Raw genomic sequence first — 22,987 nt, forward strand, 5'->3', positions numbered from 1 at the left:
TTCTTATTGTAAAACAAAAGAGCCTAGGACACAAGTTGAATTCCTTAAATCCTAAGCTCCGACTCTTATTTGTACAGAGAATCGCGCTTCAGCTATCCCTGATGTTAGTTATATAATGGATATTTTTTAGTTAGCGCTGCTACAGCTGCTTTGACTTCATCATGAACTGCTGTATTTTCTGGATCTTTTAAGACTTGAACGATTAATTTAGCAACTTCTACCGCATCTTCTTCTTTAAAACCACGTGAAGTAATCGCAGGCGTTCCAATACGGATACCACTTGTTTTAAATGGACTTAATTGTTCAAACGGAATTGAATTTTTATTGACAGTAATATTTACACTATCTAAAATAGCTTCTGCTTCTTTTCCATTTAAACCAAAACCTGTCACTTCAATCAGTAATAAGTGGTTGTCTGTTGCCCCACTAATTAAACGAGCTTCTGGCGCTTGATTGAAAACTTTCGTCATCGCTTGCGCATTTGCAATCACTTGCTGACTATATTCAGCAAAACTTGGATCCAAAGCTTCTTTAAAAGCTGCGGCTTTTCCGGCAATCACATGTTCCAATGGGCCACCTTGAATGCCTGGGAAAATACTACTATTTACTTTTTTCGCCAATTCTTCGCTATTTGTCAAAATTAAACCGCCACGAGGACCACGCAATGTTTTATGGGTCGTACTTGTTACGATATCAGCATACGGAACTGGATTTGGGTGCAACCCTGAAGCTACCAAGCCTGCAATATGCGCCATATCAACCATTAACTTGGCATCTACTTCATCAGCGATTTCACGGAAACGTTTGAAGTCAATCGTTCGTGAATACGCACTTGCGCCTGCAACGATTAGTTTTGGACGATGTTCTCTTGCTAAAATTCGCACGACATCGTAATCGATTACTTCTGTTGAAGGATCCACTCCATAACTGACAAAATTATAGGTTTTTCCACTAAAGTTAACGGGCGAACCATGTGTTAAGTGACCACCAGCTGATAAATCCATCCCCAAAATGGTATCACCTGGTTCAACCAATGAAAGGTATGCCGCTGTATTGGCTTGAGAACCTGAATGGGCTTGTACATTCGCGAATTTTGCACCAAATAATTCTTTGGCACGATCGATAGCTAAATTTTCTACGATATCGATAAATTCACAACCACCATAGTACCGTTTGCCAGGGTAACCTTCTGCGTATTTATTCGTTAAAATACTTCCTTGGGCAGCCATAACTGCTTTTGACACAACATTCTCAGATGCGATTAGTTCCAAGTTATTTTCTTGGCGCTCTTCTTCTCTTGCAATTGCATTCCATAAATCTGGGTCATACGTTTTGTAATCCATTCAAACAACACTCCATTTTGTTTTCTTTTGTCTGATTGTATCATACTTCTGTGTCAGCTTCGTTACAAATACCTCTTATTTTTCAAAAAATTTTTGATTAGCTGATTTTTTCAAGCGATTCATGTAAGCAGTGCCTAAACCAGTTTCTGCAAATCCTTGCGCAAAAATCGTGGTAGCTCCTTGCTCATCTAACGCTCTTAACCCTGCAAATAGTTCTTTTGTGGCATTTTCAACCGTTTCTGCACCATAAGAATAAACAAACGCATTTTCTGTATCTAGTTGTGCTGCCTGTTCATCACTTAAAAATAAGCCGATTTTTTCCTGTTGTTCTGTTGCTTGCTGAATCGCCGCTTGCCATTCTGCTGTTTGACCGCTTATAATCCAAACTTCCGCATCAGGAGAATAGTGTTTGTATTTCATCCCTGGCGCTTTGGGTGCTGCATTTTCGCTAATTAAATGTGTATCGATTTTCACTTGGGAAATAATGCTTTCCAACTGCTCTTTGGTAATTGCTCCTGGTCGTAAAATAACTGGCACACCATCTTCCGCCGTTAAATCTAAGACCGTTGACTCCACCCCAATCTGCGTTGGGCCATCATCTAATATGGCAGCAATTTTCCCCTGCAAATCATGATAAACATGCTCTGCAGATGTTGGACTAGGCTTGCCAGAAGTGTTCGCACTTGGTCCGACCAATGGAACATTGGCTTGTTCAATCAAAGCTAAGGTCGCTTGGTTATCTGGCATACGAAAAGCGACTGTCTCTAAACCACCTGTTACTGTTTTAGAAAATGTATCGCTAGGCACATTAAAAATTAAAGTTAATGGTCCCGGCCAAAAGGCAGACACCAATTTTGTAGCGACTTCTGGTAAGGTCGCCACGTATTTTTTGACCATCTCAACGTTGTTCACATGAACAATCAATGGATTATCACTGGGGCGGCCTTTTACTTGGTAAACTTTTTTTACTGCCGCTTCATTTAAGGCATCGGCACCTAAGCCATAAACAGTTTCTGTTGGAAAAGCCACTAGCTCACCTGCTTGAATGGCTGCTGCTGCTTGGGCTATTTCTTGTTTGGTTAATTTTTTTGTTTCCATTGCAAATCGCTCCTTCTAGAAAAGTGGCGACGAAGAACCTTAGTTACTCGGCTATCGCGAGGCGATCGTTGCCAGATAAATCTTTTTCAATTTTAATTGTTTTTTGTGGATAGGCGGCGCTCAATAATTCTTGGAGGGCCGCGCCTTGTTGAAACCCTATTTCAAAATAAATTTTACCGTCTGCTTTAAGCATCGTTTGACTTTCATGAATTAATTGTTGGTATAAAGCCAAACCGTTATTTTCAGCGAATAAAGCGGTTTTAGGTTCATACGTTCGGACACTTGCATCCATTAAATGCCATTCTTGTTCACTAATATAGGGCGGATTAGAAATAAGCAGATCGATTTTTTCAGAAGCAACTGGCTGTAAGCCATTCCCATGATAAAATTCGATGTCAGCACCTAATACTTGCGCGTTTTGTTTAGCGACAGTCAACGCTTCCTCTGAAAGATCAATGGCAATAACTCGCCAGTTGGGCCGTGCCAGTTTCAAGCTAATCGCAATGGCACCTGTCCCTGTTCCGACATCCACGACCGTCAAAGGAGTATCTGGATTGGCTTTTAAGCAACGCTCGACTAATTCTTCTGTTTCTGGCCTAGGAATCAAAGTATGTTCATTAACAATAAAGGAATGTCCATAAAATTCAGCTTGTCCTAGTAAATATTGTGCTGGGTAATCTGTCAATAATTGGGCTAAATCCGTTTTTAATTGTTCCTCTTCTTCTTTGGGCATTTCTTCTTGCATATGCAGGAGCCACTGCGTTTTATCCCAACCTTTACGTTCTAAAAAAACATAGTGAATAGCATAGCCTTCTTTGCCTTGCGCCTCTAAAAAAGAAGAAGCCCAGTTAAGGACTTCAAAGTAACGTTTAGCCATTTTGCATCTCTTCTAATTTCGATGTTTGATCATATAAGACTAATGCATCAATGATTTCATCTAATTTGCCAGCAAGAATCTGGTCTAGTTTTTGGATGGTTAAACCAATACGATGATCCGTTACTCGATTTTGTGGGAAGTTATACGTTCTGATTCGTTCTGAACGATCTCCGGTCCCCACCGCCGATTTACGGTTAGCATCATATTCACTTTGTGCTTCTTGTTGAATTTGGTCATACACACGAGCACGCAAAACTTTCATTGCTTTTTCACGGTTTTTTAGCTGTGAACGTTCATCTTGCATTGCGACCACGATTCCTGTTGGTAAATGGGTTAAACGAACAGCCGAAGCGGTTTTATTGACGTGCTGTCCACCAGCGCCACTTGCATGATAAATATCGACACGGATATCTTTATCAGCTAATTCGATTTCGACTTCTTCCGCTTCCGGCATAACTACAACGGTTGCTGTCGATGTATGAATCCGTCCTTGTGATTCTGTTGAAGGAACTCGTTGCACGCGGTGAGCGCCACTTTCGTATTTTAATTTTGAAAAGACGTTATCTCCTGAAATCATCATAATTACTTCTTTATATCCACCGATTCCAGTGACGTTCGCTTCTAAAACTTCCGCTTTCCACCCTTGTGCTTCTGCATATTTTTGGTACATATTAAATAAGTCGCCAGCAAAAAGTGCGGCTTCATCACCACCGGCTGCACCACGGATTTCCATGATGATATTTTTATCATCATTTGGGTCTTTTGGTAATAATAAAATTTTAATGCGGTCTTCTAACACTTCTTTTTCTTTTTTCAAATCAGAAAGTTCTTCTTTCGCCATTTCGGCCATTTCCGCATCTAAGTTTTCACTTAAAAGTTCTTCGGCATCGCTAATCCCTTCAACAACTTGTTTATATCGGCGATAAACCTCAACCGTCTCACGTGTATTAGCTTCTTCCTTCGATAATTCCATGAAACGTTTTGTATCACTAATGACTGCTGGGTCACTTAATAATTCGCCCAATTCCTCATAGCGATCTTCAATAGATTGTAATTGATCGTACATAGTGTCTCTCCTTACTGTTCTTCATTCACTGTTTTTGGATGAAAATAATGTTTGCGACAAACAGGATAGTAGGCTTCATTCCCACCAATTTGGACTTGATCCCCTTCATAAACGGGTTTGCCATCAATATAGTGCAAGTTCATAGTTGCTTTTTTATGACAGAACCAGCAAATCGTTTTTAATTCTTCTAATTTGTCTGCATATAAAAGTAAATACTTTGAGCCTTCAAATAATTCATTTCTAAAATCATTCTTTAGCCCAAATGCCATTACTGGAATATCTAATTCGTCAACAATTCGTGCAAATTCAATGACATGATGCTTGTTTAAAAATTGACATTCATCGACTAATACGCAAAAAGGTTTGTAAGACAAATCATTAATCAAGTCAAAGACATTGGTTTCTTCAAAAATTGGAATAGCATCTCTGCGTAATCCGATGCGACTGGATACTTTCCCGACACCATCACGTGTATCTAGTCCACTGGTCATCAAAACAACTGGTTTGTCTTGTTCTTCGTAATTGTGTGCTACTTTTAAGATTTCAATGGTTTTACCACTGTTCATTGCGCCATACTTGAAAAATAATTGAGCCATGTTCACTACACCTTTCCGTTAGTTCCTTACGTATTTTACTATATTTTCAGCAAAAAAACAGTATTTTTAGCTAAAATGGTCGTGCATTTTTCTGAAAAAAACAGAATCTACGCCAAAGTCATTTTAGCAGGGCTATTTATACTCCAACTAATGATCCTGCTAGTATGCAATAAAAAAGCCCGAAATTGTAGTTATTTGACTACAATTTCAGACTTTTTAAACTAGTTATTTTTGAGCAGAGGCAAATTCTGCTGATTGCGTACCTGCTTGACGACCATAAATGATAATATCGGCGATGGCATTGCCTCCGATACGGTTTTGACCATGTAAGCCACCTGTTAATTCACCAGCAGCATATAGACCTTTAATTGGTGTGCCATCTTCACGTAAAACTTCTGTTTTCGTGTTGATTTTCACGCCACCCATTGTGTGGTGAATCCCTGGTGCAATTTTAATTGCATAGTAAGGCGCTGTGCTTAAGTCAGCTTCCATTCCAGTTGTCCGGCCAAATTGTTTGTCATCTTTGGCATTAACATCTTGGTTCCAAGTATCAATCGTTGCTTTCAATGTATCGGCAGGCATGCCAATTTTTTCAGCTAATTCTTCAATCGTTTCACCTTTTTCCACGAAACCTTTTTGATCATAGAAATCAATGGCTTTTGCACGGTCGCGAACGCCTTGGTCAAAGACTAAATAAGCTGATTTTTCTGGTAAGGCATTGATTGCTGCAGAAACTTTGTCACGTGTATCTAACTCATTAACAAAACGTTCTCCTTTTTGAGAAGCCAAGATTGCGCCTTCTCCACGAACTGCTTCACCAATTAAGAAAGCATCGCTTTGTTGAACAGTTGGGTGAATTTGAATTTCTTTCATATCCACTAACGCACCGCCAACTTTTTGAATCATTTGGATACCGTCACCTGTTGTTCCTTCTTGGTTCGTTGTAACATAGTTTTTCAATTCTGGTTTGTATTGTGTAATTAATTTTTCGTTGGCACCGAAACCACCTGTTGTGACAACGACTGCTTTTGCTTTAACTGTTTTTTCTTTATCATCTTTCATTTTCACTTTTACGCCATCAATTTGACCGTTTTCTTCAACTAAGTCTGTCACGTCAGCATCAACAAACAATGGAATTTTTTCTTCGCGAACGTTACGTACTAAACCGTCAACTAGATAGCCCCCAATTGCTGATCCGTCAGCAGGTCGGTGTGTGCGTTTTTCGCTCATTCCACCTGTAATCGTTAAATTGCTCAATGTAATTCCTTTTGTATCTAACCAATCAATTGCTTCAGCTGAATGATCAACAAAATAACGTAGTAATTCTTGATCGTTGGTTCCTTTACCGCCTTTTAGTGTTTCTTCAAAGAATTTATCGTTGCTATCTTTAATGCCTTCTTTTTCTTGGAATTTTGTTTGTGAAGCATTCATTCCTGAAGAAGATTTAATTGTATTCCCACCTGCAACAGGCATTTTTTCTAAAATAACTGGATTCATGCCAGCTTCTTTGGCTTGTAATGCAGCGGTCATCCCCGCACCACCTGAACCAACAATAACAACATCATAACTGTCTTTTAGTTCACTTGGATCTGTATAACCATTAGCAGAGGCACCAGATGTTGCTTCTGTTTTTTCAGAAGATGCTTTTGTTTTACCAGCAGCTTTTTCTTGATCGCTTGTACAACCTGTTGCTGCACCTAATAATAACCCTAGGGAAAGAACTCCCATTAACACTTTTTTCATTGTTTTCCCACCTTATAAACTATTGATTTCTACCAACACAATTTCTTATTTTTCATTTGAATAAAAATAACAGTTTGTTACATAAAGTGAACACATTCACATATCAACCGAAATAAAAAAGCTACCACTACTTTTTAAAGTTGTATCGTTAGACAAACTGACCAATTAGCAATAAGTTGTTTGGGGAACAACCTATTTTTCTATTCTTTCATAAAATATCATGTTCTCGCTTGTTTGTGGATGTTTTCCAATTATTTCTAACGAATTTCTTATTTTTATTTGTCATTTCAAGGATTTTCTGGCAGAATTATTCGTTTGAGGCGAAAAGTTTTGGTATACTTAGTTTAATTAGAATTGGGAGGTTATCTAGTGAACCATACACGTTTGCTGTGGCTGGCACAGCGAAAAAGCGATCGATTTATTCGCAAAAATTTTTCATCTATTCAAATCATCGTCGCTTATTACATATTAATGACGGTTATTTCTTATTTATTGTTTTGCCTCCCTATTTTCAGAGAACCTGACTCGCATGTTCCTTTTATTGATTTATTTTTCTTAGCAATCAGTACAGTCAGCGTTACTGGACTCACCACAGTCGATATTAATTCGGTTTTTAATGATCGTGGGATCGTCTTATTGGAGGTTCTTTTCCAAGTTGGTGGCTTAGGGATTATGATGATTTCAACGGTCTTTTTTATTTTATCAAAACGGCGAATCACCTTAAAGCAACGTCAGTTAATTATGACTGACATGAATCAGCCGCGACTGAGCGGAATTGTTCGACTGATCCGCACCACTTTTTTGATTTTAATTTGGTTCCAAGTAATCTTCGGCTCGCTCTTTTCGATTTATTTTTATATAAGTGGTTATTATACGAACTGGCGAGATGCGATATTTTATGGCTTTTATCAAGCTATTTCTGCAGTGACTAATTCAGGCTTTGATATTTCAGGTGATTCAATTATCCCTTTTGCTCATGATTATCTCTTTTTACTGGCAATTATGTTCTTAATTTTTATCGGCGGAATTGGATTTCCCGTTTTACTGGAAATTCATGAGTGGTTACATTTTAAGAAAAAGAACTTTCGTAAGAAGAAACGAGGCTTGCCTTTCCGCTTCTCATTGTTTAGTAAAATTGCTTTGCTAGCGTTTATTGTTCTGTTTATTGGTGGGACTATTTTGATTTACTTATTAGAAAAAGATCACCTATTTTTGACAATGAATGAAAGTGGCCGTTGGGTAAGTTCGATGTTTTATTCGATGACTACACGAAACGCTGGCCTCCAAATTAATGATTTAGGGGACTTCCAAATTACAACGTTGATTATTTTTTCTGTGTTAATGTTTATTGGTTGTAGTCCTAGCTCTGTTGGTGGTGGTGTTCGAACAACGACTGTTGCGATTATTGGCTTGTATTTGTTAGCCTTTTTAAAAAGTGAAGATGATATTAGCGTCTTTAGCCGTAAAATAGATGACGATGATGTCAAAAAATCGATTGTCGTCTTCATGTTATCTTTGATTATGTGCTTTTTCGCTGTCGTCTTTTTGTCAGCCACTGAAAATCTGCCCTTGATTTCAATCATTGTGGAAGTCGCTTCTGCCTTTGGGACAACCGGTCTTTCTTTGGGCATTACAGACGATTTAACAACAGTAGGTAAATTAATGATTGCCTTATTAATGTTTATTGGACGTATTGGTATGCTTTATACCTTAATGATTTTTGTACCAAAAGAAACACGTGACTTAGGCTACGAATACCCTTCAGAAAAAATTATTATTGGATAAAAAACAAAGCCTCTCAAGTAAGAGGCTTCGTTTTTTTATTTTTTCATATGTGTGGCTAGTTTGTTATAACTTTCAGAGCGTTCAATTGCATCTTCTTTAGTTTTATCAAGTAAATGTTCGACTACTTCTTGATTCTCTTTAATTGTATGCAACGCAGAGTAACGTGTTTGTTTTTCAAGGAAATCACGCATTTTGTCAAAATCTGTTTTCTTGTAGTCAATGACCATCGGATCTTTGCCTTTCTTAACTAACTCTGGATTATAGCGATAAAGTGGCCAATAGCCAGATTCAACGGCTTCTTTGGCTTGATCTAACGTCCGAACCATTCCGCCTTTGACCCCGTGATTAATACATGGGGTATAACCAATGATAATTGATGGGCCTGGGTACCGCTCCGCTTCGTCAATTGCTTTAATCGTTTGCATTGAGTTTGCGCCTAAAGCCACTTGTGCAACATAGACATTCCCATAAGTGATTGCCATCATCCCTAAATCTTTTTTAGAGGTATGTTTCCCACCCGCTGAGAATTTGGCAATGGCTGAAGCTGGTGTAGCTTTAGATGTTTGTCCGCCTGTATTGGCATACACTTCGTTATCCATAACAAAAATATTAACATCTTCCCCACTGGCAAGAACATGATCAATGCCGCTAAACCCGATATCATAGGCCCAACCATCGCCGCCGACAATCCATTGACTCGTTTTCACTAGTAAATCTTTTTGTTCGTAAATTTTTGTTAAAAGTGGATCTTCATCGGCTTCTTCACTTAATGCTGCCGCTAGTTTGGTGGCTCGCTGTTGTGTTCCTTCCCCTTCAGCCATGTGTTCTAACCAATCTTTTAACAAGGCTTGTAGTGAATCTGATCCGACGTTTTTAGCAAGACTTTCTTCAACCAGACTAGCTAAATGTTGCCGTTTCGTTCGATTGGCAATATACATACCATAACCATATTCCGCATTATCTTCAAACAGCGAATTACTCCAAGCTGGTCCTTGGCCACATTCGTTCGTTGTATAAGGTGTCACTGGTGACGAACCACCCCAAATTGATGAACAGCCTGTTGCGTTAGCAATCATCATTCGATCACCAAATAATTGTGTCAACAACTTAATATAAGGTGTTTCGCCACAGCCTTCACAAGCACCTGAAAATTCCATCAATGGCTGATTAAATTGGGAACCTTTAACAGAAAGTTTTTTGACTGGGTTGGCTTTTTGTTTAAGAGTCATCGCAAAGGCCCAATTCATCGCTTGCTCTTTTTGAGTTTCATAAGGTTTCATTAAAATCGCCTTGTCTTTCACAGGGCAAGCCTGAACACAAAGACCACAACCTGTACAATCTTCTAAAGAAACTTGGATACGATACATCAATCCATCTGTGCCACGCATTTCGCGCATGGCAAAACCTGCAGGTGCTTCTTTCAGTTCTTCTTCATCCGCTAAAAACGGTCGAATAGCCGCGTGTGGACAAACAAAGGCACATTCATTACACATCGTACACTTATCCATTTGCCACTCAGGCACTTCTAACGCAATGCCACGTTTTTCATAAGCCGCAGTGCCCATAGGAATGGCACCGCCCTTCATTCCGTTTTCAATCAAATCTGAAACGGTCAGCTGATCCCCTTCTTGACGATTGATTGGTTCTAAAATATTTGTCACAAAAGCTGGAACTTCCGACTCTTGATTTTCTGGTTCTAAAACAATGGTGGCCCAATCTTCTGGGACTACAATTTCTTGCAGCGATTCAAAGGTAGCATCAATCGCTTGGTAATTTTTTTCAACAATTTCCATTGATTTTTTTCCATAAGTCTTTTTCACTTCTTCTTTAAGTAACGGTAAATATTGCTCTTTCGTTAAAATATCTGTTACTTCAAAAAAGGCAGTAGACATCACTGTATTGATCCGACGGCCTAAGCCTACTTTGCGAGCTAACTCAACCGCATTGATAATGTAAAATTTGATTTGGTGCTCCCCAATATATTTTTTCAACTTAGCCGGTAATAAACGGTGAACCTTTTCTTGATCCCAAATAGTATTAAGTAAAAACGTTCCGCCATCTTTTAAACCTTTTAACAGGTCATATTTATGCAAATAGGAAGCATTATGACAAGCGATGAAATCTGCTTGTTCAATTAAATACGTGGAAGTAATTGGCTCGTTACCAAAACGCAGATGTGAAACGGTTAACCCGCCTGATTTTTTAGAATCATAACTAAAGTAAGCTTGTGCATAAAGGTCGGTATGATCTCCGATAATTTTAATCGCTTGCTTGTTTGCTCCCACAGTTCCGTCAGAACCAAAGCCCCAAAATTTTGCTTGGAAAGTAGTATCTGGCGTTAAATCTAAAGTAGGTTCTTCTGGCAATGATTGATAGGTTACATCATCAACGATCCCTACCGTAAAACGTTGTTTTAATTCTTTAAATGGCAATAACAAATGATCATAGATCGCTTTAATTTGATTAGGCGCTACGTCTTTAGAACCTAACCCATAACGTCCACCAATCACAATTGGGCGATTTTCATGTTGATAAAGAGCGCTTTGAACATCTAACAATAACGGTTCTCCTTCGGCTCCTGATTCTTTTGTTCGATCTAAAACCGCAACCTTTTCTACTGTAGCTGGTAATTTTTCAAGAAGGTTTTCGGTAGGAAATGGACGATATAAATGAATATTGATAAAACCAACTTTGCGTCCTTGTTGATTGAGATAGTCGACTGTTTGTTTGATTACTGGCGAAGCAGACCCCATTGAAATAATGACTTCTGTTGCATCTTCAACCCCGTAATAATCGGTTAAATCATACGTTGTTCCACGAAGATTGTTAATTTTTTTCATGTATTTTTGAACAATTTTTGGAATTTCTTCGTAATTTTTATTGACTGTTTCTCTTTGTTGAAAATGAATGTCAGGATTTTGAGCGGTCCCTGAAACAGTGGGATGATTAGGATTCATGCCTCCCATTCTAAAACGAGTTACAGCTTCCTGATTCACCATTTCTTTCAGGTCATCATAATCAATCACTTCGATTTTTTGTAGTTCATGGCTCGTTCTAAAACCATCAAAAAAGTTTACAAAAGGTAAACTACCTTCTAAGCTAGCTAAATGAGCAACTGCCGACAAATCCATTACTTCTTGGACACTCGATTCTGCTAACATACAAAAACCTGTTTGGCGGGTAGCCATCACATCGCCATGGTCACCAAAAATACTCAACGCACTTGTCGTTACTGCCCGAGCCGCCACGTGGAACACAGAAGGCAGCAATTCTCCTGCGATTTTATACATATTGGGAATCATCAACAGTAAACCTTGCGAAGCAGTATAAGTAGTGGTTAACGCACCTGTTTTTAATGAACCATGAACTACTCCCGCTGCCCCAGCTTCTGATTGCATTTCAATAACTTGAACTTTTTGACCATAAATATTTTTTAAACCACTTTCCGCCCATTCATCTACCAACTCAGCCATTGTTGAACTTGGTGTGATAGGATAAATAGCGGCAACTTCTGTAAACGCATATGAAATATAAGCCGCTGCGGTGTTTCCATCCATTGTTTTTTTCATTTTTTCACCTTTTATCTTTCCTAAACATTGCTTGTGACTGTTGTTTTTTGTGTTTTGACATACTGATCAATTGCATTAGCTGCGATTTTCCCAGCGCCCATCGCTAAAATAACGGTGGCAGCACCTGTGACTATATCGCCCCCAGCAAAAACGCCAGGTATTGAGGTTGCTCCTGTTTTAGGATCAGCTTGAATGTAACCCCATTGGTTTAGTTCTATTTCTGGATATGTTGATAACAAGACTCGATTTGCCCCTTGGCCAATTGCCTCGATTACTGCATCAGCAGGAATGGTAAACGTGCTGTCTGGAACTGGTTCTGGCCGTCGTCTTCCAGACGTATCTGGTTCACCTAAAACCATTTTGACACATTCAACACCGGCTAGATTTCCTTGTTGGTCATCCAAATAAGCAATTGGATTCGTTAACCAATAATAGTTAATTCCTTCTTCAAGGGAATGGTGGTATTCTTCAATTCTTGCTGGTAATTCTTCTAACGAACGACGATACACAATATTCACATTTTCAGCGCCTAATCGTTTGGCTGAACGAGCGGCATCCATTGCAACATTCCCGCCGCCAATCACAACAACATTTTTAGCACGTTTAATCGGTGTATCATATTCTGGAAACTCATAGCTATGCATTAAATTGATTCGTGTTAAAAATTCACTAGAAGAATAAACCCCATTTAAACTAGTTCCTGGGATTCCCATAAAGTTTGGTGCCCCTGCACCAACCGATAGATAACAGGCATCAAACTCTGACATTATTTCTTCCATCGTAATCGTTTTACCTACTACCACATTGGTTTCTATTGTTACACCTAAGGCTTCAATACTCGCAATTTCCTGTTTAACAATTTTTTTCGGTAAGCGAAATTCAGGTATGCCATAGGTTAATACACCGCCAGCTTCGTGAAGCGCTTCAAAAATAATTACTTCGTAGCCGAGCTTTGCCAAATCCCCCGCAACTGTTAACCCAGAAGGACCAGAACCGACCACTGCGACTTTCCCTTTTGTTGGTTCCGCTGTTTTCTTAGGAAACATGTGATTTTCTAATGCCCAATCGGCAACTAAACGTTCTAATTTGCCAATTGCCACTGGTTCAAAGTTTTTGGCTTTCCCTAATTTACAAACTTGTTCACATTGTTTCTCTTGCGGACAAACGCGTCCACAAATAGCAGGTAAATTCGTATATTTACTTAAAATATCGGCTGCTTGTTCCATGTTTCCTTCACGAATAGCTAAAATAAATCCAGGAATATCAATCATCACGGGGCATTTAGCAATACAAGGTGCATTTTTACATTGTAAACAACGAACCGCTTCTTCTTGCCCTTCTGCTAATGTATAGCCTAAGCAAACCTCTTCAAAATTACTCTTTCTGATAGTAGGTGCTTGTTCCGCAATCGGTGTTTTTATACGACTTTTTCTAGCCATTTTTCTCCACCTGCTCTTTCAAACGATCTGTAAAGCAAACTGCTTCTTCTTCCTGATATTGCTTCATTCGATTAATGAATTCATCCCAATTTACTTCATTGCCTTTAAACTCAGGTCCATCAACACAGGCAAATTTCATGGTACCATCAACAGTGACCCGACAACCGCCACACATGCCTGTTCCGTCAATCATAATAGGATTCAAGGAAACATAAATTGGTAATTGATGTTTTTCAGCTGTCAAGGTACAAAATTTCATCATGATGCTGGGCCCAATCGCCCAACTGCACGCTACAGATTCACGTGCAATAACTTCTTCCATCGCTTCTGTTACTAAGCCCTTTTTACCTAATGAACCATCATCCGTTGTAATGATTAGTTCATCCGAATAACGACGGCATTCTTCTTGTAACAGAACTAACTCAGCTGTTCGTGCCCCCAAAATCGTAATCACTCGGTTGCCTGCTTCTTTTAAAGCCTTGATAATTGGATAAATAGCCGCGATACCAACCCCGCCACCGACAACCATCACCGTTCCATATTGCTTCACTTCTGTAGGCATACCTAAAGGTCCAGTGACATCCAACAAAGAGTCTGAAGTTTTAAGTTGGGAAAGTGCAGCTGTTGTCTTACCGATTACTTGGAAAATAATTCGAATACTGCCTGCTTGTGGATTTGTCTCCGCAATCGTTAAGGGGATCCGTTCTCCCTTTTCGTCAATTCTTAAAATAACAAACTGTCCAGCCTGGGCATGTGTCGCTATTCTTGGCGCTTCCAGCCAAAAATCAAATGTATTACTAGATAATTGAGTCGACTGAAGAATATTAAACATTGAAATACCTACCTTCATCATTCCTTTTCATTCTGACTCCTACTTTCTTAAACCTTTAGGCAACGCTATCAGATAAAGTTGTGGCGACACTTTTAACAAATGTTTTTAGCATTTCGATGTCTTCTTCTTCTGCATTGTTTTCAATTTCAACTGTTTCAGCTACTTTTTTAGCACCAGCTTTTTCAAAAGCTCCTACAAAATCATGCGCTGATTTACAGAAAAATTCACCATATTCACGATCACCAGAGCCAACAACGCCAAATGGCTTACCTGCTAAATCCTTTTCAGTTAATTCATCAAAGAAATCTTCAAATTCAAAAGGCAGTTCCCCATCACCATAAGTATACGTTGCGATAATACAAGCATCTGCATCATCAAAGAAGTCTACATCAACTTCTGAACACTCTTCACGTTCTACTTCAACTCCAGCTTCTTGAAACTGTTCTTCCAAAATCTCGGAAATTTCTTCTGTGTTTCCAGTCATACTTGCATAAACAATTTTTACTAGTGCCATCTTCATTCATTTCCTTTCTTTTTCCTAAATATTTAAATGCATTCAAATGCAATTGTAACCCCTTACATTAATCCTTAAAAAAATAACTCTTACAAATGATTTTATTCACAAACTAATCTAACTAAGTATGTACTCTTCCCCTTTCGAGATAGAGTATTTTTTACTACGTCTTTACTATACCACATTCCAAACCTTTTTAACAATATTTTTAAGGTAAAAAAAATATTATTTAGGTTCTTTTTTATAAAACGTTTTTCCTTCTTCCAATCATAAAAATTGCTTCTAAAACCGCTCCCCCTAATGCACGAGCTTTGTCGGAGATCGTCAAGCAATCGACTTTCTCAACTGGTCGAGGATCTACATCTGCACACTTCAACCCTTGATAACAGGTTACCTTTTCTGAAATCAATCCTCTCAAAGTCCCTGTCAGAGGCGAATAAACTGGAACCTGATCGATAAAAAATAATGCTTCCCCTTTCAACACAAAATCCCCTATGTTTTTAAGGTGGGTAACTTGTCCTGAAGCAGGGGCATGGACAACTCGTTCCGCACTTTTTCCGCCAATTTCACCTGGAATACCTGTATTAGGTAAAGCTGTTCCTTCAAAGTATAAACGTCCCAACCTATGTCCACGCATTGTCTCAATCACAACATCGACATCTTGCGGTGCTGAAAAGCCTGGTCCTAAAGCAATCGTAATCGGTGCCATTCCTCGATGCGTACCTAAATTTTTCTTAGCCAAAATCGCATCGATAACAATCAGTGGTTTCAATTGTTGAATAGCACTTGCTGTTTGATCGACAAAAACAGGCAGCTTATTTTGCTGCCAACATTTCGCGCAATCCTTTAATGAAGTAATTCGAACAGCAACCAAATCTTCCACTCTTTGTTCTTTCTGGAAAATAGCATCACAAACTGAAACAGTCCGCCGAATGGCCAGAGGACATTCTGTTTCTAATACTAGTATTTTAAATCCAACGTGCCATAATTTTTGGATAACGCCTGTCGCTAGATCGCCCCCTCCGCGAACAATCACTAATTTTTCTTGGATGTTTTGACTGATTTCTCCCATAAAATAAGTCCTTTCTCTAATTCCATATTGCAAGCAATAATTTTGTCTAATTTTTCAAAACAGCTTTTGGGTAACTGAAGACAGACATTCATCGCTTGAACGAACTCTCTTCGCGTATGGGTTTGATTTAAACACAAAATTCGTTTGCCTTGGCTCTCTTTAAACAATCCTTTTGGATTAGCAATCAGTTGAGCTAACAATGTTTCTGTGATTGGTTCTTGTTGTTGCGCATCGGTTAATTCCAAAAAAAGCGGCAACCGATGAATGGTCGTTTCATCTATCTTTTGACCAATCACAGAAATCGGAAGCACACCAATTGTGGTGGTTGTTTCTTTTAATATCACGGGTTCATAAGAGGACCAGCCTTTCAAAGGTCGTTGTTTGGAACCATCCGCTTCTAAAAAAACTTTCGTGAAGTGCTGAAACAATATTTGAAGCGAGGTCATTGCAGGCATCGTTAGTTTTGTTTGATTGTTGATAGCGGTTCCTGCTAAAGTGATTCCGCAGATATTCGGCGTTATTTTTTCAAAATGGTTTGTATAAAAATAATCATACAATTGACGTTGGGGAAACCCAATTTTTGTGGTTGTACTAACCAGAACAGCTTCTTTTCGATATGTTTTTGCTAGCGCCCACATTAAGCTTGTTTTCCCACCACTACCAACAATTGACACAATCTCCTTTCCTTGTAAATCAAAACACTTTTTTAAGGACTCCACAGTTGGTACCTCCTTTCCCCAAGGTCATTTTTCACAGAAAAAATAGAGGCTACGCGTACTTTTGCTTCTTCTAAAAAACATACACTGTGAGTTATTTCCGCTTCATTAATGAGTAAACCGATCCCACAGCCATCCGTCAATGATGGTGGCAAAGTAAAGACGCGAACAGCCACCTTTCTTGTCAACAGTACTTGTTCTGCCTGAACAGCATAATGTGTATTCGGAAAGGTTAGCAAATACTCCATCTTTTCACCTTCTTTTTTGTTAAAGCGTAATTACTTTAGCCGCTTGATTCATTGTTTCAACAATTTCGTACATATTAGTAATAGAGCCGATGGCTAAGGTGTCTGTTAAATGATAAAAATCTAAACAGGCCCCACACGTTTGAATCGTGGTTCCCTTCTCCGCTAATTGTTGCAAATCAGCTAAGGTATTCGCTGCTTGATTCGTTAAAAACGCCCCTCGATTAAAGAATAATAGCTGTGTAGGAACAGTTTCTGCTTCTGATAATGATTGAAGATAACTTTTCATTAATAGTCGTCCTAGCTGCTCGTCTCCAGTACCTAATTGATCGGAGCCAATCGTAATTACTAAATCTGTTGCTGACTGACTTGTTTGTTGAGTCGCTTCTTCAGGTACCGTAATTTTGACAGAGAAAACCGTGGCTTCTATCTGCTTCGCAGTCAAAGTGGCCTGTTTTTTAGTAGCTAATTTTTTTAAATTTTCAATGGCTACTTCGTTATCGACTAATACCTCGATAGTGCCTCCAGCTAAACCTAACTCCGCCAAGGCTTTTTTCGTTTCAATCACAGGTATTGGGCAAGGTTTTCCCAATGCATCTACTAATTTCATATTTGGCCCTTCTCTCTATAAAAGTACTACTGCTTGTTGTTCTTTTGGCAGAACCTCGCCAATAATTTTGGCAACAGGGTCCTCTTTTTGAATAGCTGCTAAACAGGCTGCCGCTTCGTCAGCAGCGACACTAATTAACAGTCCGCCAGAAGTTTGTGGATCAAACAAAAGTTCTTGCATTTCCATAGAAATTTTTGAATAATCGATTGTCGTTCCGATTGTTTGGCGGTTTCTTTGCCCAGCTGCAGTGACTAAACATTCTGCGGCGTAGGCCAACGCTCCTGTAATGGTTGGTAATGCTTCTGTATCAATCAGTAATGTTACCTGATTATCAGCCATTTCTTTTGCATGAATTAATAGACCAAACCCAGTCACGTCAGTACAAGCATGTACTGCGTAGGATCGAGCATTCGCAGCGGCATATTTATTTAAACGTTCCATCGAATCTTGTGCGATTTTTTGTTCCGTCTGCTTCGCCAATTGCCCCCGAACAGCCGCTTGAATAATTCCTACACCTAATGCTTTAGTTAAAATCAAGACATCCCCCACCTGTGGCGTATTATTATGCCACAAATTTTCTGGATGAACTTCTCCGGTTACCGCTAGACCATACTTGGGTTCATGGTCATAAATCGAATGGCCTCCCGCCAGTAAAGCACCCGCTTCCTTTAATTTTAAGCTGCCACCCAAGAGCATTTGTTCCAACCATTCTTTTGACATCTTTTGTGGAAAACAAACAAGATTTAGCGCATAAAGGACTGTTCCGCCCATGGCATAGACATCACTTAAAGCATTAGCGACCGCAATTTTTCCAAATGATAACGGATCATTGACCATTGGTGAAAAAAAATCTACCGTTGAAATCAAAGCTTTTTCAGACGTTATTTGGTAAACAGCGGCGTCGTCGGCATGTTCAAATCCGACGAGTAGCCGCTCATTTGCCGGTGTTTCGGGTAAGTGTTGCAACAATTGGTTCAGTACACGGGATTCAATTTTTGCCCCACAGCCACCTGATGTACATTGTGATAAAAAATCCATGCTGTCCGCTCCTTCTCAAATTAGTAGTTCTTGTAAAGCGTGAATTGTCCAAGTAATTTCTTCAGGCGTTGTCTGCCAACCAAAGCTAAAACGTAAGGTGCCAGTTGCTAAAGTCCCAGCTGTTTGATGGGCTAATGGTGCACAATGCAAACCTGCGCGCGTCATAATGCCATATTGTTCTGCTAGTTGCTGTGCCACTATTGTTTCTTCCTGATTCCACAGTGTGATAGAAACAACAGGGACAGTTTGTGCCACGTCCTTGGTTCCTAAAATTGTGACAGGTAACCCTGATAAACCATTTAAAAAATTCTGCATTAAGGTTCGTTCATGCTTTTGAATCGCTGCTAAACCAATTTTATTCAACTCTTTAATAGAACTATTTAAGCTTAGAATACCTAAACTGTTTAACGTACCAGCTTCAAATTTATCTGGTAAAAAAGAGGGTTGATCAAAGGAATTAGAATGGCTACCAGTGCCGCCCGCCATCAGTGGTTTGACCGCTTCAGCCCCTCGCTCACTAAAAGCTAACCCACCAATACCTGCTAATCCATATAAGCTTTTATGTCCAGTAAAGGCTAACACATCAATGGCCATCTGGGTCATTTTTATTGGTAGAAAGCCCGCCGTTTGAGCCGCATCCAAAACGGTTAATAATCCTTTCTGTTGGGCCCATTGAAAACATTTTTCAATGGGTAAAATGGTGCCTAAGACATTGGATGCGTGTGTCATTACCAAGGCTTTTGTATTCGTTCGCCAAGCTCGCTGAATATCTTCTACATCTAACAGGCCAGTTTTTTGACAAGCAACATACGTCACTGAAATGCCTCGTTCTTTCTCAAGTAAGTGAAGAGGTCTGGCTACTGCATGATGTTCTAACATAGTCGTAATCACATGGTCGCCAGGTTGTAAAATCCCTGCTAATGCAAGATTTAAGGAAGTTGTTGCGTTATTCGTAAACGTAATCTGAGCCGCACTGGGTGCCTGAAAAAAGTCTGCTAACAATTGACGTGTCTCTAAAAGAGGAAGCCCCTCTCTAAGCAAAGGGGCATTTCTTCCGTAATTCATGAACTGATTTTCTGCTAAATAGGCAGTCAAAGCCTCAATGGTTGCTGGAAATTTTTTATAGGAAGTCGCTGCATAATTTAAATAAACCAAGTCCTTCATACGTTTTTCCTCTCTAACTATTGGTTTCTTGAATTAATTTTCTGTACTCTTCTGGCGTATCGATATCTTTTAAACGGCCAGGAGTCGCTATTCTCAGCATCTGAACTGCTTCTGGAAAGCGTTCATAAATCATGCGTCCGCCTTTTTCACCAGTCAATGTTAATAGTTCTTGTCGAAATTGATTACCGAATAACACTGGACTACTAGGACAGCCATCTTTTTGTAATGGCACTACAATTTTATTTCTCTGACATTTATCTAACACGGGTTGTAGCATTTTAGGTGTTAACAATGGTTGATCACTAGGTAAGTATAAATAGCCAGCTCCCCGAGCTTGTTCGGTTCCTAAACGAATACTGCTACTTTGCCCTTCTTGCCATTGATGATTGAGAATCAACTGAATGTTCTTAGGTAAAGGAAACGCTGGCTGATTCTCAGGCGAAACAACTAAAATCCGTTCTAATACGTCTAATTGATTCACTAAGGTTAACGTGTGCTCCAAAAATGTTTTTCCTTGATATTTTAAGAACAATTTATTTTGGCCCATCCGTTGTGAATTGCCCGATGCTAGAATAATGACACTAACGAGTGACATGAGTTGTCTCCTTTTATCTTTTTTTCTTTTGATAAGGGGTATTTTCTAAAGGCAGACTTGGTCGGAGCTGACCATCCAAGGCAAAATATGCGCCTGCTAAAGCTGGTGCGGTAGGGATCGTTGCTAACTCACCTACGCCTTTAATTCCATAGGCTAAACCTTCGTGAAGATTGTCAGCATGAATCAAAATTGTTTCGATTGGTGGTACTTGAGTGGCGTTCACTAATCCTAGCGTTGCATATTTTGCTTTAACATAGCCTTCTTCTAAGGCAAATTTTTCAGTTAAAGCATACCCCATGCCCATCGCAATCCCACCTTCAATTTGACCTTCAGCAGCTCGTGGATTCACCACTTGCCCCATATCATACGCAGCCACAAATTTAGCTACTTTTCCTTTGTCATCTAGAATAGCTACTTCAGCAGCATAACCATAACCAGCATGACTAACTGGACTTTTTTTATCATTGATTAATGGATCCGTTTTCGCTGAATATTCCCCATAAAATTCTTCACCTTCCAAATCACTTAAAGCACGTCCCATATCAAGTTCATACCGTAATTGCATTGCCGCTCTTCTAGTAGCTTCTCCTGTGAAGAGTGACTGCCTCGAAGCCGTTGTTGTTCCTGAATTCGGCGTTCTTCTCGTATCAGGTGCTTCCGCAACAATCATTTCTGGTGGTAAATTTAATGTTTCACAGGCAATTTGCGTCGTAACGGTTGCCATCCCTTGACCGATACAAGCAGCACTTGTGCGGACATGTATTTTTCCTTCTTCAACAGAAATAATACAACGCCCTGTATCAGGTAGCCCCACACCCACGCCACTATTTTTAAAGAAACTAGAAATTCCAGCAACTTCCGCTTGTTCATAGACGTCTTTAACCGCTAACAAGGCTTCTTTTAACGCCGCATTTTTCGAGACCAATTGTCCATTCGGTAAAGTATCTCCTGGGGCGACGGCATTTTTAAAGCGTATTTCCCATGGTGATAGTCCGACTTTTTCTGCTAACAAGTTTAAATTACTTTCAATTGCAAAAGCCGTTTGGCAAACACCAAATCCGCGAAATGCACCTGCTGGCGGATTATTAGTATATACAGCAAACCCTTCCACATCAATCGTTTGATACTTGTAGGGACCTGCCGCATGTGTACAAGCCCGTTGCAATACCGGTCCTCCTAAAGAAGCATAGGCCCCAGTATCCGCATAAATCACTGCTTTCATTGCAGTTAAATTACCTTCTTCATCACAGCCGGTCGTAAAGTCCATTTCCATGCCATGGCGTTTGGGATGAACCATCAAACTTTCTTCACGGCTTAGCAGTACTTTTACTGGTTTCTTCAATAACCAAGCGGCTAAGGATGCATGATGCTGAACACTCATGTCTTCTTTTCCACCAAAACCGCCACCAACAAGTTTTGATTGAACATGAATTTTTTCCTTATCCAGTCCTAACATCCGAGCCACTTCCCGTTGTTCATCATAGATACTTTGACCCGCACTAAAGAGTAAAATGCCCTCACCTTCAGGCTGTGCAATCGCACACTCGGGTTCCATGAAGGCATGTTCGTTAATTGGTACGGAATAATGTTCTGTCACTACAAACGCAGAATTTGCTAATACTTCATCTGCGTTGCCACGTACCAAGTGTTCATGAGACAAGATATTGCCCTTTTCATGAATAGCTGGTGCACCTTCTGCTAAAGCAGCTTCACAAGAAGTAAGCGGTATCATTTCTTCGTAATCAACTTCCACTAAATTTTTTATCTCTGGTAAGGTTTCTTTTCTTTTTGAAACAACGAGTGCCACTGCATCCCCAACATACCGTGTTATTTCACCTTCTGGAATCATTACATCCCAATCGGAAATAAATTCTAAATGACCAATTTTATTATTTCCTGGAACGTCTTTAGCTGTGAACACAGCCACACAGTCAGGATGCGCCAACGCTTGGGTACTATCGATTGATAGAACTTTTGCACGAGGATAGGTACTCCGCAAAGCAGATGCATGAAGCATTCCTTCTATGTCAATGTCATCTACATAAATCCCTGTTCCTAAGGTTTTCTCCACTGCATCGACCCGTTGGAAGTCTTCCCCTAATTTACCATTCGAATGTTCTTCTGGAATGCTCGTTTCTTCACAAAACATTTTAGCAGCTAACTGAATGGCTTCTATTATTTTCACATATCCTGTACAACGACAAATGTTCCCGCGTAAAGCTTTCTGAATGTCTTCTTTTGTGGGTTCGGGTTTCTTGTTCAATAATCCTTGTGCCGAAATAACCATCCCAGGGATGCAATACCCGCACTGAACTGCACCCGTTTTTGCAAACGCATAAGCATAGACATCTTTTTGCCGTTGGCTTAAACCTTCGATTGTCGTGACTTCTTTACCAGCTAATTTTTCTAGAGTAAACAAACATGCTTTGGAAGCCTTTCCATTTACTAACACCGTACATGCACCGCAAGAGCCTTGGTTACAGCCATCTTTTGTTCCAGTTAGGCCCAGATCCTCCCGCAAAAAGTCCATTAATTTTTTGTTTGTTTCACAGGTTTCACTTTGACCATTTACAATAATTGAATACATTTCTTGCACCTCGATTTCTGATATAGTTTAGTGTTCAATCACCTAGATTATACCACAAATCTTCATTCTAAAAATTATTTTTTAGCAAAAAAAGTTTT

At 39.5% G+C, this 22,987-nt stretch carries 19 protein-coding genes; 1 reads left to right on the forward strand and 18 read right to left on the reverse strand.

Annotated elements, in window-relative coordinates; genetic code table 11:
• Positions 1-104 precede the first annotated feature (104 nt).
• The 6 genes from glyA to KQI94_RS06610 form a co-directional block, all read right to left on the reverse strand.
• Complete coding sequence (glyA, locus tag KQI94_RS06585) at positions 105-1,343, reverse strand: serine hydroxymethyltransferase (RefSeq protein ID WP_002356623.1); 1,239 nt, start codon at positions 1,341-1,343, stop codon at positions 105-107.
• 75 nt (positions 1,344-1,418) lie between these two features.
• Positions 1,419-2,441 (reverse strand): L-threonylcarbamoyladenylate synthase, encoded by a 1,023-nt coding sequence (locus KQI94_RS06590; RefSeq protein ID WP_002368930.1) that lies wholly within the window; start codon positions 2,439-2,441, stop codon positions 1,419-1,421.
• A gap of 43 nt (positions 2,442-2,484) precedes the next feature.
• The gene (prmC, locus tag KQI94_RS06595; RefSeq protein WP_002368928.1) at positions 2,485-3,318 is read right to left on the reverse strand and encodes a peptide chain release factor N(5)-glutamine methyltransferase; all 834 of its coding nucleotides are present in this window, start codon (positions 3,316-3,318) and stop codon (positions 2,485-2,487) included.
• A complete protein-coding gene (gene prfA, locus KQI94_RS06600) occupies positions 3,311-4,384 on the reverse strand; it encodes a peptide chain release factor 1 (protein ID WP_002356619.1) in 1,074 nt (357 codons plus the stop codon). Before prfA ends, prmC begins: the two co-directional genes overlap by 8 nt.
• Before the next feature lie 11 nt (positions 4,385-4,395).
• Positions 4,396-4,980: a thymidine kinase gene (locus KQI94_RS06605; protein WP_002356618.1), complete on the reverse strand. Its 585-nt coding sequence runs from the start codon at positions 4,978-4,980 to the stop codon at positions 4,396-4,398.
• 225 nt (positions 4,981-5,205) lie between these two features.
• Positions 5,206-6,723 (reverse strand): flavocytochrome c, encoded by a 1,518-nt coding sequence (locus tag KQI94_RS06610; RefSeq protein WP_002356617.1) that lies wholly within the window; start codon positions 6,721-6,723, stop codon positions 5,206-5,208.
• 369 nt (positions 6,724-7,092) lie between these two features.
• Between KQI94_RS06610 and KQI94_RS06615 the strand changes: the two genes are divergently transcribed.
• Positions 7,093-8,508, forward strand: a complete 1,416-nt coding sequence (locus KQI94_RS06615; RefSeq protein WP_010713181.1) for a potassium transporter TrkG — start codon at positions 7,093-7,095, stop codon at positions 8,506-8,508.
• A gap of 35 nt (positions 8,509-8,543) precedes the next feature.
• Here the strand turns inward: KQI94_RS06615 and nifJ are convergent, their stop codons facing one another.
• The 12 genes from nifJ to xdh form a co-directional block, all read right to left on the reverse strand.
• A complete protein-coding gene (gene nifJ, locus KQI94_RS06620) occupies positions 8,544-12,077 on the reverse strand; it encodes a pyruvate:ferredoxin (flavodoxin) oxidoreductase (RefSeq protein WP_002368925.1) in 3,534 nt (1,177 codons plus the stop codon).
• Positions 12,078-12,097: 20 nt separating this feature from the next.
• Positions 12,098-13,516, reverse strand: coding sequence for an NADPH-dependent glutamate synthase (gene gltA, locus KQI94_RS06625; RefSeq protein ID WP_002368924.1), 1,419 nt, complete (start codon positions 13,514-13,516; stop codon positions 12,098-12,100).
• Complete coding sequence (locus KQI94_RS06630; RefSeq protein ID WP_002370486.1) at positions 13,509-14,366, reverse strand: sulfide/dihydroorotate dehydrogenase-like FAD/NAD-binding protein; 858 nt, start codon at positions 14,364-14,366, stop codon at positions 13,509-13,511. The genes gltA and KQI94_RS06630 overlap by 8 nt, the downstream gene beginning before the upstream one ends.
• A 37-nt stretch (positions 14,367-14,403) precedes the next feature.
• On the reverse strand, positions 14,404-14,868 hold the full coding sequence (locus tag KQI94_RS06635) for a flavodoxin (protein ID WP_002382673.1): 465 nt from the start codon (positions 14,866-14,868) through the stop codon (positions 14,404-14,406).
• Between the two features lie 235 nt (positions 14,869-15,103).
• Positions 15,104-15,934 (reverse strand): selenium-dependent molybdenum cofactor biosynthesis protein YqeB, encoded by an 831-nt coding sequence (yqeB, locus tag KQI94_RS06640; protein WP_002376613.1) that lies wholly within the window; start codon positions 15,932-15,934, stop codon positions 15,104-15,106.
• Complete coding sequence (gene yqeC, locus KQI94_RS06645) at positions 15,898-16,653, reverse strand: selenium cofactor biosynthesis protein YqeC (protein ID WP_002368918.1); 756 nt, start codon at positions 16,651-16,653, stop codon at positions 15,898-15,900. Before yqeC ends, yqeB begins: the two co-directional genes overlap by 37 nt.
• Positions 16,641-16,898, reverse strand: a complete 258-nt coding sequence (locus KQI94_RS06650; protein ID WP_002367121.1) for a DUF3343 domain-containing protein — start codon at positions 16,896-16,898, stop codon at positions 16,641-16,643. Before KQI94_RS06650 ends, yqeC begins: the two co-directional genes overlap by 13 nt.
• Positions 16,899-16,917: 19 nt before the next feature.
• Positions 16,918-17,505: a sulfurtransferase-like selenium metabolism protein YedF gene (yedF, locus tag KQI94_RS06655; protein WP_002356602.1), complete on the reverse strand. Its 588-nt coding sequence runs from the start codon at positions 17,503-17,505 to the stop codon at positions 16,918-16,920.
• Between the two features lie 15 nt (positions 17,506-17,520).
• Positions 17,521-18,543: a selenide, water dikinase SelD gene (gene selD, locus KQI94_RS06660; protein WP_002359657.1), complete on the reverse strand. Its 1,023-nt coding sequence runs from the start codon at positions 18,541-18,543 to the stop codon at positions 17,521-17,523.
• 15 nt (positions 18,544-18,558) lie between these two features.
• The gene (gene sclA, locus KQI94_RS06665) at positions 18,559-19,707 is read right to left on the reverse strand and encodes a selenocysteine lyase SclA (RefSeq protein WP_002368915.1); all 1,149 of its coding nucleotides are present in this window, start codon (positions 19,705-19,707) and stop codon (positions 18,559-18,561) included.
• A 13-nt stretch (positions 19,708-19,720) separates the two neighbouring features.
• Positions 19,721-20,302: a molybdenum cofactor cytidylyltransferase gene (gene mocA / locus KQI94_RS06670; RefSeq protein ID WP_002356598.1), complete on the reverse strand. Its 582-nt coding sequence runs from the start codon at positions 20,300-20,302 to the stop codon at positions 19,721-19,723.
• Between the two features lie 13 nt (positions 20,303-20,315).
• Positions 20,316-22,889 carry a selenium-dependent xanthine dehydrogenase gene (gene xdh, locus KQI94_RS06675; RefSeq protein WP_002368913.1) on the reverse strand — a complete coding sequence of 858 codons (2,574 nt, stop codon included), beginning with the start codon at positions 22,887-22,889 and terminating at the stop codon, positions 20,316-20,318.
• Between the last annotated feature and the right edge of the window lie 98 nt (positions 22,890-22,987).

The organism is Enterococcus sp. S183_ASV_20 (genome assembly GCF_018919685.1).
GTDB lineage: Bacteria > Bacillota > Bacilli > Lactobacillales > Enterococcaceae > Enterococcus > Enterococcus faecalis.

What these genes read in the sequence shown, in the direction of transcription:
- glyA (WP_002356623.1), bottom strand. Translation starts at nt 1,343, where the DNA reads ATGGATTACAAAACGTATGACCCAGATTTATGGAATGCAATTGCAAGA.
- KQI94_RS06590 (WP_002368930.1), bottom strand. Translation starts at nt 2,441, where the DNA reads ATGGAAACAAAAAAATTAACCAAACAAGAAATAGCCCAAGCAGCAGCA.
- prmC (WP_002368928.1), bottom strand. Translation starts at nt 3,318, where the DNA reads ATGGCTAAACGTTACTTTGAAGTCCTTAACTGGGCTTCTTCTTTTTTA.
- prfA (WP_002356619.1), bottom strand. Translation starts at nt 4,384, where the DNA reads ATGTACGATCAATTACAATCTATTGAAGATCGCTATGAGGAATTGGGC.
- KQI94_RS06605 (WP_002356618.1), bottom strand. Translation starts at nt 4,980, where the DNA reads ATGGCTCAATTATTTTTCAAGTATGGCGCAATGAACAGTGGTAAAACC.
- KQI94_RS06610 (WP_002356617.1), bottom strand. Translation starts at nt 6,723, where the DNA reads ATGAAAAAAGTGTTAATGGGAGTTCTTTCCCTAGGGTTATTATTAGGT.
- nifJ (WP_002368925.1), bottom strand. Translation starts at nt 12,077, where the DNA reads ATGAAAAAAACAATGGATGGAAACACCGCAGCGGCTTATATTTCATAT.
- gltA (WP_002368924.1), bottom strand. Translation starts at nt 13,516, where the DNA reads ATGGCTAGAAAAAGTCGTATAAAAACACCGATTGCGGAACAAGCACCT.
- KQI94_RS06630 (WP_002370486.1), bottom strand. Translation starts at nt 14,366, where the DNA reads ATGAAGGTAGGTATTTCAATGTTTAATATTCTTCAGTCGACTCAATTA.
- KQI94_RS06635 (WP_002382673.1), bottom strand. Translation starts at nt 14,868, where the DNA reads ATGAAGATGGCACTAGTAAAAATTGTTTATGCAAGTATGACTGGAAAC.
- yqeB (WP_002376613.1), bottom strand. Translation starts at nt 15,934, where the DNA reads ATGGGAGAAATCAGTCAAAACATCCAAGAAAAATTAGTGATTGTTCGC.
- KQI94_RS06650 (WP_002367121.1), bottom strand. Translation starts at nt 16,898, where the DNA reads ATGGAGTATTTGCTAACCTTTCCGAATACACATTATGCTGTTCAGGCA.
- yedF (WP_002356602.1), bottom strand. Translation starts at nt 17,505, where the DNA reads ATGAAATTAGTAGATGCATTGGGAAAACCTTGCCCAATACCTGTGATT.
- selD (WP_002359657.1), bottom strand. Translation starts at nt 18,543, where the DNA reads ATGGATTTTTTATCACAATGTACATCAGGTGGCTGTGGGGCAAAAATT.
- sclA (WP_002368915.1), bottom strand. Translation starts at nt 19,707, where the DNA reads ATGAAGGACTTGGTTTATTTAAATTATGCAGCGACTTCCTATAAAAAA.
- mocA (WP_002356598.1), bottom strand. Translation starts at nt 20,302, where the DNA reads ATGTCACTCGTTAGTGTCATTATTCTAGCATCGGGCAATTCACAACGG.
- xdh (WP_002368913.1), bottom strand. Translation starts at nt 22,889, where the DNA reads ATGTATTCAATTATTGTAAATGGTCAAAGTGAAACCTGTGAAACAAAC.